Annotated in this window: 12 protein-coding genes; 3 read left to right on the top strand and 9 right to left on the bottom strand. The window is 69.0% G+C overall.

Going from position 1 to position 13353, the window contains the following annotated elements; all coding sequences use genetic code 11:
- Window positions 1-13: 13 nt before the first annotated feature.
- From crtI to ABFT43_RS15825, 4 genes are all read right to left on the bottom strand, one after another.
- On the bottom strand, window positions 14-1609 hold the full coding sequence (gene crtI / locus ABFT43_RS15810; protein WP_347961285.1) for a phytoene desaturase family protein: 1596 nt from the start codon (window positions 1607-1609) through the stop codon (window positions 14-16).
- Entirely contained in the window at window positions 1606-2517 is a 912-nt protein-coding gene (locus ABFT43_RS15815; protein WP_347961286.1) for a phytoene/squalene synthase family protein, read from the bottom strand. The genes crtI and ABFT43_RS15815 overlap by 4 nt, the downstream gene beginning before the upstream one ends.
- A gap of 76 nt (window positions 2518-2593) precedes the next feature.
- Window positions 2594-3169, bottom strand: a complete 576-nt coding sequence (gene idi / locus ABFT43_RS15820) for an isopentenyl-diphosphate Delta-isomerase (protein ID WP_347961287.1) — start codon at window positions 3167-3169, stop codon at window positions 2594-2596.
- Window positions 3170-3327: 158 nt separating this feature from the next.
- The gene (locus ABFT43_RS15825) at window positions 3328-3942 is read right to left on the bottom strand and encodes a TetR/AcrR family transcriptional regulator (RefSeq protein ID WP_347961288.1); all 615 of its coding nucleotides are present in this window, start codon (window positions 3940-3942) and stop codon (window positions 3328-3330) included.
- 94 nt (window positions 3943-4036) lie between these two features.
- On the opposite strand from ABFT43_RS15825, the gene ABFT43_RS15830 reads away from it, so the two are divergent.
- On the top strand, window positions 4037-5065 hold the full coding sequence (locus ABFT43_RS15830) for an ABC transporter permease (RefSeq protein WP_347961289.1): 1029 nt from the start codon (window positions 4037-4039) through the stop codon (window positions 5063-5065).
- A 1-nt stretch (window position 5066) separates the two neighbouring features.
- Here ABFT43_RS15830 and ABFT43_RS15835 read toward each other — a convergent pair whose 3' ends face one another.
- The 3 genes from ABFT43_RS15835 to ABFT43_RS15845 are packed head-to-tail and all read right to left on the bottom strand — an operon-like array spanning window position 5067 to window position 7296.
- Window positions 5067-5747 (bottom strand): CDP-alcohol phosphatidyltransferase family protein, encoded by a 681-nt coding sequence (locus ABFT43_RS15835; protein WP_347961290.1) that lies wholly within the window; start codon window positions 5745-5747, stop codon window positions 5067-5069.
- Entirely contained in the window at window positions 5737-6618 is an 882-nt protein-coding gene (locus ABFT43_RS15840) for a YhjD/YihY/BrkB family envelope integrity protein (protein ID WP_347961291.1), read from the bottom strand. Before ABFT43_RS15840 ends, ABFT43_RS15835 begins: the two co-directional genes overlap by 11 nt.
- Window positions 6619-6675: 57 nt before the next feature.
- Window positions 6676-7296, bottom strand: coding sequence for a LysE/ArgO family amino acid transporter (locus ABFT43_RS15845; RefSeq protein WP_347961292.1), 621 nt, complete (start codon window positions 7294-7296; stop codon window positions 6676-6678).
- An 85-nt stretch (window positions 7297-7381) separates the two neighbouring features.
- Here ABFT43_RS15845 and ABFT43_RS15850 point away from each other — a divergent pair, with 85 nt between their 5' ends.
- On the top strand, window positions 7382-8290 hold the full coding sequence (locus ABFT43_RS15850) for a LysR family transcriptional regulator ArgP (protein WP_347961293.1): 909 nt from the start codon (window positions 7382-7384) through the stop codon (window positions 8288-8290).
- A gap of 91 nt (window positions 8291-8381) precedes the next feature.
- On the opposite strand, the gene ABFT43_RS15855 is transcribed toward ABFT43_RS15850, so the two are convergent.
- Together ABFT43_RS15855 and ku are read right to left on the bottom strand one after the other, a co-directional pair.
- Window positions 8382-9716: an MFS transporter gene (locus tag ABFT43_RS15855; RefSeq protein WP_347961294.1), complete on the bottom strand. Its 1335-nt coding sequence runs from the start codon at window positions 9714-9716 to the stop codon at window positions 8382-8384.
- A gap of 70 nt (window positions 9717-9786) precedes the next feature.
- Entirely contained in the window at window positions 9787-10779 is a 993-nt protein-coding gene (ku, locus tag ABFT43_RS15860; protein WP_457590165.1) for a non-homologous end joining protein Ku, read from the bottom strand.
- Window positions 10780-10876: 97 nt separating this feature from the next.
- Here ku and ABFT43_RS15865 point away from each other — a divergent pair, with 97 nt between their 5' ends.
- Entirely contained in the window at window positions 10877-13336 is a 2460-nt protein-coding gene (locus ABFT43_RS15865; protein ID WP_347961296.1) for an ATP-dependent DNA ligase, read from the top strand.
- Window positions 13337-13353: the final 17 nt, after the last annotated feature.

Here is a 13353-nt window from a genome sequence, read left to right on the forward strand (position 1 = left end):
CGCTCCCGACCACTCAGCCGGCAGTCGTCGGGGTCGGCCCCACCGAACGGTCGCCCCTGAGCCGCTTGCGGATCAACTCGGCGCTGATCAGGCACATCGGCAGGCCGATTCCGGGCCTGGTGCTCGAACCCGCGTAGTAGAGTCCCTCGACCTTCCGCGACCGGTTGGTCGCACGGAAGAAGGCGCTCTGCCGCAAGGTGTGTGCGGGTCCCAGTGCGCCGCCGCACCATGAGTTGACGGTGTCGACGAAGTCCGCGGGACCGACGGTGCGCCGTACGACGATCCGTTCGGCGAGGTCGGGAACGCCCGCCCACCGGGAGATCATCGCGATCGCGCGGTCGGCGATCTTCTCGACGTCGGGGTCGCCGGAACCGCCGATGCCGCCGTGGCCGAGGCCCGGATCGGCCGGCACGGGCACCAGCACGAAGACGTTCTCGTGTCCGTCGGGCGCCACCGAGTCGTCGGTGGCCGACGGTCTGCACACGTACAACGAGGCGGGATCGGGTACGCGCGTGGGGCTTTCGAAGATGGCGTCGAAGTTGGTCTTCCAGTCCTCGGTGAAGAACAGCGAGTGATGCGCGAGTTCCGGCAGCTCACCGCGCACACCGAGGTAGGCCAGCACCGCGCCGGGCCCCGAGGTCGCACGGTCCCAATACCGTTGCGGGAAGGTCTGCAAACCGTCGGGCAGCAGTTCGGTCTCGAGGTGATGCAGGTCGGCGGCGCCGACGACGATGTCGGCAGACAGGTCGCGGGTCACGCCATCGGTGTTCTGCACGCGCACCCCGATCACCTCGGCGCGGCGTCGGCGCAGCCTGCCGACCACCGGACGGGTGAGCACCGCCGTCGCGGCCGTCGACGTGTGGATGCGCACACCGCGCCGACGGGCGACACGTTCGAGGGCGTCGACCAGGGTCGTGAAGCCGCCGTTGGGGTATCGAACGCCGTCGGCCAGGTCCATCCAGCTCATCAGGTGATACATCGCGGGGGTGCGTTCCGGTGACGATCCCAGGAACACGGCCGGGTACCCGAGGACCTGACGGAGGCGGCGATCGGCGAACCGCTCGTCGATGAACGACTTCAGCGTTCGCAACAGCAGCGACACCAGGGTTCCCGCGTTGCGCAGGACCGTCGGACTGAGAAACGCGCGCGGCGTCTCGAAGCTGGTGTACAAGAACCGTTGCACCGCAAGGTCATACGCATGCTTACCGGTCGCCAGGTACTCGTCGAGCGCGGCCCCGGCACCTGGTTCGATGCTCTCGAACAGCTCCCGGTTGCGCTGCGGATCACTGTGGATGTCGATGGGCGCCTCGTCGGTCCCCTGCTCCCCGAAGAACACCCGGTAACCGGGGTCGAGGCGGACCAGGTCGAGTTGCTCGTCGGTCGATGTGCCGAGCATCTCGAAATAGTGGTCGAACACCTCGGGCATCAACCACCATGACGGACCGGTGTCGAAGCGGAAGCCGCCGTCGGTCCACAGGCCGGCACGACCGCCGAGTTGATCGTTCTTCTCGACGATCTCGACGTCGTGGCCGTCCTCGGCCAGCAGTGCGGCGGTGGCGAGTCCGGCGACGCCACCCCCGATGACGACGACGTGTTTGCCGGCGGTCATGCGTTCGCTCCTCGCGGCGCTCGGGGAATGCCTCGTCGGGCGACGGCGGCCGCGGCGATTCTCGCCTTCTGCGCATGGGGGACCCGCACCCTGCGACGCCGTGCCTCGGCGGCCGACGACCGGCGCAGGCGCGCGGTCAGCTCGGCGAACAGGTCGTGCGCGGTGCACACCCCGACGCGGCAGCCCATCGGCAGCTCGGGAATGACGTATGCGGCGGCGGTCAGGTCCAGGTCGATGTCGTCGAGCCACAGCGACCAGGCGGCCTCATCCGGGTCGTCTGGGTCGAGGCCGACGAGGTAACGCCTACCCAGTCCGTCGCTGTCGTCGCCGAAGTCCCGCAGGAAGTTGATCTTCTGGAATGCCGCGCCGAGGCGTCGGGCACCGGGTGCGAGATGCTCATACCGGGCGTCGGCCTTCGGTTCCCCGGCGAGGAAGGCACGCAGGCACATCAGCCCGACGACCTCCGCGGAGCCGTAGATGTAGGTGGCCAGCGACTCGAAGTCGTGGTGGACCCCGGTGAGGTCCGAGCGCATCGACGCGAAGAACGGGGTCACCAGGTCGAGGTCGATGCCGACACGGCCCGCGGTGCGGGCGAAGGCGTGCACCACGAGGTTGCTGCTCGATCCGGTGACCAGCGCAGCCGAGGTCTGCTCCTCGAGCTGGTCGAGTTCCCTGTGCCGGGCATCGAGGCCCTGGTCGGGACGCGGGGCGTCGACGATCTCGTCGGCGACGCGGACCAGCGCGTAGATGTTGCGAACATGGGGCCGGATCGACGGCGCGAGCAACCGTGAGGCGAGACCGAAGGAGCTCGAGTAGGAGCGGATGACCAGGGCCGCACTCGCCTCGGCGACCTCGTCATAGCGGCGGTGCGGCGGGACCACTTCGGCATGACCGGGCAGATGCATCATCCGAACGCTCCTGAACTGGGTGACGGTGGGGATGTCGGCGTCGGGTCCTCGTCGGTGACCGGCGACCGCCGCGACATCATGTGTTCGACGCCCGGGCCGCCTCCGGATGGGTCCCCCCGGCTGCGAGTCCGTGCGGGTCGGGTCCGGGCAGCTGCCGGACCTGGTCGGCGAACCACGGGCTGACCGCCCACGGTGTGCGCTCGACGAGAGTCCACACATCGGAGACCGGCGCCCAGGCGTACTCGGCGACCTCGTCCGGGTTCGGCTCTAGTTCCCCCACGGGACGGGCGACGAAGACCGGGCAGATCTCGTTCTCGACGATCCCGCTCGCATCGACCGCGCGGTATCGGAAGTCGGGCAGCACGCACCGCACGTCGTCGACGTCGATGCCCAGTTCACGCCGTGCGTATCGGTGCACGGCGTCGACGACCGACTCGCCGGGACGAGGGTGCCCGCAGAACGAGTTGGTCCACACCCCGGGCCAGCTGCGCTTGGACAGCGCGCGTCGCGTCATCAGGATTCGGTCGTCGGCGACCAGATGGCAGGAGAACGCGAAGTGCAACGGGGTGTCGACGCCGTGCACGCCCTCGCGGTCGGCGGTGCCACAGGGCCGGCCGTCGGCGTCGGCGAGAACCACCGAGTCGTTGGTCATGCGTTCCTCATCAAGGTCGGGATTCGAGGTCGGGCAGGTGCCTCCGCTGCCCGCCACCCGTTGTTCGGCACCGGGGCGCGGTCGGATGGTCCGGGCGGACGGGGTCGGAGATCCTGATTCGACAGGTCTCGCCTCGATGGTAGGCGGGATGGGGCGGATCAGTCCTCGTCGCCCATTCCGGCGGCCCGCAGCATCGCGCACCAGGAGTCCACGTAGGCGTCGACGTCGACGTCGCCGACCAGGGATTGCTGCACCACGATGCCCTGCATCACCGACACCATGACCGGGGCGAGCGCCCCCGGTTCGTCGGGCAGTTCGTGCCCGGCGTCGCGCCAGCGGACCAGGACGCCCTCGAACACGCCGCGCAGGCCCCGGATGATCTCGCCGGAGATCGCTTTCAGGTCCGGGTTGTTCGCGGCCTCGCCCCAGATGGTGAGCACCATGCGGAAGTCGTCGGTGAGCGGCGCGATCTCCGCCACCGCACGCTGGGCCAGGAACCGAATCGCCTGCTCCGGGGAAGCAGGCCCGCTTCGCCCGTCGGCAAGCGAGGCGAAGCCCTCTTGATACGTCAGGAACACCGACTTCGCCACCTCGGCGACGAGCTCCTCTTTGGAGGCGTAGTAGGAGTACACCGCTCCAGCGCTCAACCCGGACTCCCGGATGACGTCGGACATCGACGCCCGGTGGAAACCCTTCTCGGTGAAACAGCGGCGCGCGGCATCGAGGATCTGCCTACTCCGCTCGAGCCTGCGTTCCTCGCTGATCTTGGGCACCCGCCGAGTATAAAACGAAGATTCGTTCTTGATTTCTGCATCCACCGCGCGCACACTCAGGAAAACGAGAGTTCGTTCTTTTTGAGAGGTCGTCATGAGCCCCCACACCGAACCGGCCGAACTCCGGGCCGGCCCCGGGCGTCCCACCGGGCAACCCACCGACACCCACCGTCCGCCGTCGTGGCGCAACGCCATCACGATGATCGTGGCGGTCCCGCTCGTGGTGACCGCGATCGCCGCGATGTTCGTCTCCCTCGCGGTGGACCCACAGCCGCACGCGGTGCCGCTCGGTCTCGTCGCGCCGCCCACGGCCGCGCAGGACGTCGAGTCCGCCCTCGCCGAGCGGGCCGGGGACGACGCCTTCGACATCCGCACCCAGCCCGACGCCGCGGCCGCACGTTCGGCGATCGAGCAGCGGGAGGTGCTCGGCGCACTCGAGATCGGCCCGGCCGGGGTCAGGGTGCTGACCGCAGAGGCCGGTTCACCCGCGTTGGCGCAGGTCATCGCGGCCATCGGCGACGGGATCGGTACGGCCCAGAACGTGCCGGTGACCACCGAGTCCGTCGTCGTACCACCGTCGACCGACGCGCGCGGAACGGGATTCGCGGCGGGACTGTTGCCGCTGCTCATCGCCGGCATGGCGCTGGGTGCGGCGGCCGCGCTCTCCCTGGCCGGCCGGATCGGCATGCAGGCGGCCGTCGTGTTGCTGGGCCCGATCGTCGCGGGCCTCGGTTTCGCCTGGGTGTGGTCGGGCCTCGGCGTGATCGACGGGCGCGTCGTCCCCGTGGCCCTCGCCCTGTCGCTGATGATCGGGGCGATCGCCTGGTTCGTCGCCGGTGCGGGAGCGTTGCTCGGGGCCCAGGGAGTGGGGCTCGGCGCGATCATCATGGTCCTGGTCTCCAACCCGCTGTCGGGCCTGGCATCGTCGCCGTACCTGCTGCCGCCGCCATGGGGTGCGATCGGCCAGTGGCTGCCGCCGGGCGCGGGCGGCACCCTCACCAGGACCGTCGCCTTCTTCCCCGAGGCGTCGATCGCCGGACCGGTGTGGATTCTCCTCGCCTGGGTCGCCCTCGGAGCGACCATGCTCGGACTCGCCGGCCTCCGGCAACGCCGGACCGCGTGAGTCAGACCGGCCGGCCGTACGTCCGACGGCCAACCGCGACCAGCAACTGGATCAGCCCGATCATCGCCAGGACCACCCCGATCCCGGCGATGATCGACGTCAGGGAGCCGGCCGACGCACCCGCCCACCACGAGACCGCAGCGCCGATGGTCGCGATCACCGCGAGGATGACCCGAGACGGCCGCTCCCACACGGTCACCGTTCCGGGACCGGCCATCCCCGCGGCCTGCGCGGTGGAGCGGGTGCCCTCGAGGAGCAGTGTGAGCACGGCCAGGCAGACGCCGAGCCAGGTGGGCGCGCCGGCCATCACGACGATCCCGGCGAGAAAGAGATCCGAGCAGCGGTCGGCGAGGGTGTCGAGTACGCGGCCCCACTGGGTGGCCGACCCCGTCTGGGCGGCGACCGCGCCGTCGACGCCGTCGAGCAGCGCCGCGAGCAGGACGATCAGGGCCGCGACCAAGAACCATCCGCGTCCGGCAAACGTCACCGCGAACGCCAGGGCCGTGACGACGGCCCCGCATACGGTGATCGTGTTGGGCCCCACCCCGAGCCGGACGAGGGGTCGCGCACAGGCGTTGCTGGCGAGGATCCAGTTGCGGATCCAGATCGAGCCTCGGGGATCGATCCCGCCGTGGAGTTCCGACCAGCCGTCGAGGACGGCGTCGCGGCGCTCAGCCGACATCGTCACCTCCGACCGTCGGCCGAAGTGCCTGTCCCACGGCCCACCCCACGATCACCAACACGTGCATCACGTACAACCACAGCCCGACCGCGACCACCCCACCGACGACGCGGAGTCCGCCGTACGGGATGCCGACGTCGATCGGCAACGACAGGAACAGCAGGAACCCCTGCGCGAAACCGGCGATGAACGACGCGGTGCCGAGCGCGGTCATCGCGGCGATCGGCAGCGACGGACCGGCGGGGGTCACCTTCCAGTAGACCCAGGTCAGTGCGACCGTGCCGGCGAGCCAGACCGTGACGAACCCGATCACCACACGGGCGACGTGATCGCCGAGGCCGCCGGAGCCGCCGCCGTCGGGCGCGAGTGTGGTCACCCACGAGGCGACCGTGAGCACGATCGCGGCCAGCGGCGGCACGAGCACGAGCAGCGCCAGGATCGATAGCCGGGACCGCCAGCCGGTGAAGCGGTCCTTCTCCGGGTGCATGGGCAGACAGGCCCGACGGAGTCCCTCCCCGTAGAACGACGCCGGGAAGAGCAGGACCAGCGCACTGACGACGGTCAGGCCCGCTCCGACGGTCACCGCCTCGTCGAAGACATCGCGGCCACCCATGTCCGGTGGGATGAGGACTGCGTGATCGCGCCACATGGATTCGGCCGCGGACCGGCCGTGCAGCCACGTCGTCGACCAGATCGCGAGGAGCACCCACGGCACGACGGCGATTGCCGCGTAGTAGGTCAGGGTCGCCGCGGCCGCGGCGAGGTCACCTCGCGCAAGGATCGTCCGGGTATCGGACACGACGCGGCGCAGGGCCGACAGCGCCGTTCCGGGCGCGGACTGCGCCGGCGGGGCGGCGGATCCGATGCTCACGCGAGCCGGTGTACCCGAAACGGCGCCGGATCAGTCATCTTTCACCGGACAGGCCCCTCACACCGAGGCGAACAGCGCGATCGCCATCCCGATCATGATCGCCGCGACCGCCGCGTCGAGCACCTTCCACGCGCGCGGGCTGGCGAAGAACGGCGACAGCTTCCGCGCCCCGCCGCCGAGGGCTCCGAACCAGAGAATGCTGGCCGTGCACGCCCCGATCGCGAACGCCCACTTGCCGTTTCCGTGTCCGTTGGCGATCGCGCCCAGCGTGAGGACGGTGTCGAGGTAGACGTGCGGGTTCAGCCAGGTCAGCGCCAGCGCGGTGCCGACGGCGACCCAGCGCCCAACGGACGACGCCTCGCCGGCGTTGGCGGCGATGGCCTCGTTGCTGCGCAGGCAACGCCTGGCGGCCATCAGCCCGAGGGTCAGGACATAGAGGCCGCCGACGATCTTGGCGACGGTGATCACCTGCGGGTGCGCGGAGACGACCGCACCGAGGCCGGCCACGCCCGCGACGATCAGGACGACATCGGAGATGGCGCACACGGCCACGATCGTCCCGGTGTGCCGACGCGCCACACCCTGCCTGAGGACGAACACGTTCTGGGGGCCGATGGCGACGATGAGGCCGGCACCGGTGAGAAGCCCGGCGATCGCGGGGGCGAGGAAGCTGGTCACCTGAGCGAGGCTAGGGAGCGTCCGAGCGTCAGTACAGCGAATGTTTCTGATGAATCATCAGCTGAACTTCATCTAGCCTGGTCGGGTGGACATCACCCAGGAAGGTTTGCGCACCCTCGCGGCCGTGGTCCGAGAGGGGACGTTCGATGCCGCGGCCGCGTCGCTGCACATCACGCCGTCGGCGGTGAGCCAGCGGATCAAGGCGCTCGAGGCCGCAGTGGGGCGGGTGGTGCTGCGGCGGACGAAGCCGGTGACCGCGACTCCGGACGGCGAGATCCTGGTCCGACTGGCCCGACAGTGGGAGCTTCTGCTCGCCGAGACGCGGGTGGCGTTCGTCGGCGAACCCGCAGCCGACGACGTCCCGGTGACCGCGCAGCCGCGGATGCACCTGCCGATCGCGACGAATGCGGATTCGCTGGCGACCTGGCTGCTGCCGGCGTTGGCACGGTTCCACCGGGAACATCCGGTCGCGGTCGAGGTGTTCCGCGACGACGAGACGCGCAGCAGCGCGCTGCTCCGCTCGGGTGACGCACTCGCCGCCGTCACGTCCGAACCCCTCGCCGTGCGCGGGTGCGCGCTGCACTCCCTCGGCAGCATGCGCTACCTGCCGGTCGCGACGCCGGAGTTCATCGACACCTGGTTGCCCGACGGCCTCGATGCCGAGTCCCTGGCGCGGGCGCCGATGGTCCAGTTCGACCGCAACGACCACATCCAGCGGAACATCGCCGCCGCTCTGGCCGGCCGCCCGATCGACCCGCCCGCCACCTACATCCCCGCGTCGACGGAGTACCACCGGGCGGTGGAACTCGGAATCGGTTGGGGCGCAGTGCCGGACGTGCAGATCGAGGATGCACTCGACGACGGCCGGGTACGGCCCATCGCCGACCACCACATGGACGTTCCCCTCTACTGGCAGTACTGGAAGCTGAGTTCCCCACTGCTGCACCACCTCACCGACCTCGTCATCGACGGAGCCCGCGCGGTCCTGCGGTGACCCGAGCCCCGGCAAGATCGCGGATACGTCGAAAAATAATCGCATGTCAGAGAGTGCGATTCCGGGCCGGAACCGCGATTCTGCGCGGGGCTCAGTCGCCCACGGAGACGAGCGTCGGCGGGGTCTCGTCCACGAGCGGATGCTCGATCTCGTCCCGCCACATGCGGGCGGCGAAGTAGAACGCCCACGCGATCGGCACCGGCAGGAGGCCGGCCAGGACGAAGGTCGCGGTCAGTCCGATCGCCGACGAGATCGGTGCGGCGATCGCCATCGACACCGGCATCAGCGCGATCGAGACGAAGAAGTCGAGGCTCGCGATCCGGCCCAGCAGCGCCGGCGGCACCCGCCGCTGCAGGAGCGTCCCCCACAGGACCATCGGGCCGTCGAACAGCACGCCCATGCCGAACCCCGCCGCGACGAACATCCACGTCGAGTCGGCGACGCCCATCAGCACCAGCGGCACGCTGGAGAACGCCCACACCCCGAACATGACCGTGAGGTATCGGCGCGGCATCGGCAACGAGGCGAAGACCAGCGACGCGGTGGCCGCGCCGGCACCGAAGCCGGCGAGCACCCACGCATGCTGGGAGGCGCCGCCGTCGACGCGTTCCCGCAGGGCGAACGGCACGAGGACCTCGATGGGCCCCATCGTCGCCAGGACCAGGACACACGCGAAGAACAGCGTTCCCCACAACCACGGCGTGCGCATCATGTAGACGAAGCCCTCGACGAGGTCGACGATCACCCCGCCGATGCCCGCGCCACCGGCGCGCACCTCCGCGGACTCCGGGTCGTCGGGCTCCCCCAGTCGACGCGACGTGACCGGGGCCATCACCATGTAACAGAAACCGGATGCGATGGATGCGAGCGCGGCCAGCACGACCGCCTGCCCCGGTGCCGTGGCGCCGATGACCGCACCCGCGACCATCGGCCCGACCGCCTGGAACACCACCGGCCGGAAGAATCCCTCGATCCCGTTCGCGGCCTGCAGTTCCGACGCCGAGACGACGCCCGGCAGCAACGCGGAGTACGCCGGGTAGTACATGCCCATGGTGACGCCGGCGAGCAACGAGGCGACCACGACCATCCACAGGTCGACGACGCCGAACACCGAGGCGACTCCCACCGCCCCGAAGGCCGCCATCTTGGTGGCCTCGAGCCCGATCATGATGTGGCGTTGCGAGATCCGGTCGGCCAGTACCCCGCCGGCGAGGGTCGACACGAGCATCCCGACCGCGGCCATGCCGGTTGCCAGCGACACCTGTCCGGGACCGCCACCGAGTGCGATGACCTGCCATATCACCGCGACGGTCCACACGCCATCGCCGAACATCGCCAGGATCAGACCCGACGCCAACAGGCGATACTGCCGTCGCGCCAAGGGCATCAGGGCGCGCGGCAGACGGCTGTCGACGCGGGTACTCACCCTTCGAGCTTGCCGGAACCGGCCGCCGGCAGGCCAGCGAATTTCCGGCCGGCGCGACAGGAGGGCACGATCAGCTGGCCTTGCGCGAGGCCTTCTTGGCGGGGGCCTTCTTCGCGCCCGTCTTCGTTGCCGCCGTCTTCGTTGCCGCCGTCTTGGTTGCCGCCGTCTTCTTCGCGGGGGACTTCTTCGCCGCCTTCTCGGCCGGAGCCTTTTCCCCCGAGTCCTCGTCAGACCCCTTGTCGTCGGGGCCCTTCTCCGGGCCCTTCTCGTCGGAATCATCCGACGACCCGCCGCGCCCCTTCACCGAAGCCCGCAGCGCCGCAAGAAGATCGGCGACCTCGGAGTCCTCTTCCTCGGATTCCTCGTCGGATTCGGGGAACGCCTCGCCACCCTCGGCCTTCGCCTCGATGAGCTTGGCGAGCTCGTTCTGGTAGGTGTCCTCGAACTCGGACGGGTCGAAGTCGGCGGCCATCGACTCGATGAGCGACGACGCCATCTTGAGCTCCTGGTCCCGGATCTCCACGTCCTCGTCGAGGAACCCGAAGTCCGGTTTGCGGATTTCGTCCGGCCACAACAGGGTTTGCAGGGTCATCACCCCGTCGATGACGCGCAGCGCCGCGATGCGGGTGCGGTTGCGGAGGGTGAACGACGCGATGGCGAGCCGGTCGGTCTCCTCCAGCGCCCTCGCGAGAAGGACATACGCCTTGGGCGACTTCGACGCGGGCTCCAGATAGTAGGGCTTGTCGAAATAGATCGGGTCGACCTGCTCCACCGGGACGAACTCGAGAATCGAGATCTCCGGGCTCTTCTGCGACGGCAGCGTCGCCAGGTCGTCCTTGGTGAGGATGACCGTCTCGCCGGACTCCGTCTCGTATGCATTGGCGATGTCGGAGTAGTCGACTTCTTTGTCGGTTCCCTCACGCACGCGCCGATAACGGATGCGGGTCCCGTCGGAGGAGTCCACCTGATACGACTTGCGGTCGTGGCTCTCCGTCGCGGAATAGACCTTGACCGGCACGTTCACCAGGCCAAAGCTGAGGTCGCCCTTCCATATCGAGCGCATGTGCGCCATTGTGCCAGGTGTCACCGCGCGCCGTCGCCAACCGAGCACGATCGCGCATGACAACCCGGCGCCGCCGGCCGATGTGGACAATGGAGGAATGGCGGGCGGAGAGAACCTGGAGGTCGACGGCCGCCGGATCTCGATCACCAATCTCTCCAAGGTGCTCTATCCGGCGACCGGGACCCGGAAGTTCGAGGTCATCGACTACTACTCGCGCATCGCCGACGTCATGCTCCCGCACCTGCGCGACCGGATCATCACCCGGAAACGCTGGCCCAACGGCGTCGAATCCACACCGTTCTTCGAGAAGGACCTGCCCGACAGCGCACCCGAGTGGGTGAAGCGCCACGGCATCCAGCACAGCGAGCGCGTCATCGAGTACGCCCTCGCCGAAGACCGGGCGACGCTGGTATGGCTCGCCCAGATGGCGGCGCTGGAGATCCACGTGCCGCAATGGCGTCTCCCGATCGGCCCCAACGGCGAACGACTCGCCAACCGCATCGTCTTCGACCTCGACCCCGGTCCCCGCGTCCCGCTCCACGAAACCGCGCAGGTGGCACTTCGGATCCGAGACTGGCTCCCCGGCACCACCACCTACCCGGTCACCAGCGGCGGCAAGGGCATCCACATCTACGCGCGGCTGCCCAAGCCGGTGAGCTCCGACGCCGCGCGGAGGGTCGCGCGCGAGGTCGCCAACGAATTCGCCCGCCAGCACAGCGATTTCATCACCGCCAACATGTCGAAGAAGATCCGTGACGACAAGGTCTTCATCGACTGGAGCCAGAACAACGCCGCCAAGACGACGCTGTGCCCGTACTCGCTGCGCGGACGCGAGAAACCGTGGGTCGCCGCGCCCCGCACGTGGGACGAGATCGCCGATCCGGAGCTCTCCCAACTGCTGTTCACCGAGGTGCTCGAGCGGGTCGACGAACTCGGCGACCTCCTCGAGGGTCTCGACGACCCGTACGAGGAGGACCAGATCGCCGCGGCCCTGTCCCAGGAGGACTCGTCGTCCGACGACGAGGCGACCGCCGAGACGGCGGAGGCGCTGCGGGAGAACATGGCCCACGCCGAATCGGACGGCTCCGCGAAGGACGGGAACGAGGACACCGGTCAGGTCATCAACCTCCGCGAGTACATCCGCAAGCGAAACCGGGCCAAAACCCCCGAACCGTTCGGCGACGAGAACCACCGGGCCCGCCTCGAGGCCGCGGACGCCGACGGCGACGAGGTCCCCGACGCCCCGATCTTCGTGATCCAGGAGCACCACGCACGACGCCTGCACTACGACTTCCGGCTCGAACACGACGGCGTCCTGGTGTCGTGGGCGGTTCCCAAGAACCTGCCCACCGACCCGGATCAGAACCGCCTGGCCGTCCAGACCGAGGACCACCCGATGGACTACGCCGACTTCGAGGGTGACATCCCCGCGGGCGAGTACGGCGGCGGCCACGTATCCATCTGGGACAGGGGCACTTACGAGCTCGAGAAGTGGCGCGACAAGGAGGTCATCGTCCGACTGCACGGTGAGCGCGTCCAGGGCCGCTATGCACTCATCCGCACGGGTGACAAGAACTGGCTGGCCCATCTGATGACCGACGAGCCGCGCCCGATCCTGCCCGACAGTCTCACCGACCCGCGGCCGATGCTCGCCACCGACGAACCCATCGCCGCCCTCGACGAGAAGGACTGGGCGTTCGAGGGCAAGTGGGACGGCTACCGCCTGCTGATCCGCAAGGTCGGTGAGGAATTCCGGCTCACCTCCCGATCGGGCATCGACATGACCGCCGATTTCCCCGAATTCGCAGAGATCGTCGATGATCTCGGGCTGATGGACGTGGTGCTCGACGGCGAGGCGGTGGCCATCGACTCGTCGGGCCGAACCAACTTCACGCTCTTCACCGCCCGCAAGCACACCGAGGAGCCGTACACGCTCAAGCTGCACCTGTTCGACATCCTCTACCTCAACGGGACGTCGTTGCTGCGCAAGCCGTGGTCGGTGCGGCGCAAGCTGCTCGAGGAGCTCGCCCCGGCGTTCCGCGGGTCCACCTACATCGACGTCCCGCCACTGCTGCCGACCCCCGCGAGCTCAGCGATCGAGTACAGCCGGGAACACAACCTGGAAGGCGTCGTCGCCAAACGCCGCGACTCGATCTACCAGCAGGGCCGCCGGTCCACCAAGTGGCTGAAGCACAAGAACTGGAGCGACATCGAGGTCGTGGTCGGAGGATATCGTCCGGGCCGCGGCAACCGCTCGAACACCATCGGGTCGCTGCTGTTGGGCCTGCCCGAGGAGACCGGACTGCGCTATGTCGGCCGCGTCGGGACCGGTTTCACCGATGCCCAGTTGCGCTCGCTCGCCGAAGAACTCGAGCCGCTGAAGATCTCGCGGTCACCGTTCCTGGACAAGCTCGACCGTCCGATCGCGTCGAACGCGGTGTGGGTGCTGCCGAAGATCGTCGGCGAGGTGCGTTTCATGGACTGGACGATGGACGGACACCTCCGGCACCCGAGCTGGCGCGGAATCCGTCGTGACAAGCTGCCCGGAGACCTCTGAACCGGGCAACCGCACGA

Origin of the sequence: Gordonia aurantiaca (assembly GCF_039939235.1) — a bacterium.
Lineage (GTDB): Bacteria > Actinomycetota > Actinomycetes > Mycobacteriales > Mycobacteriaceae > Gordonia.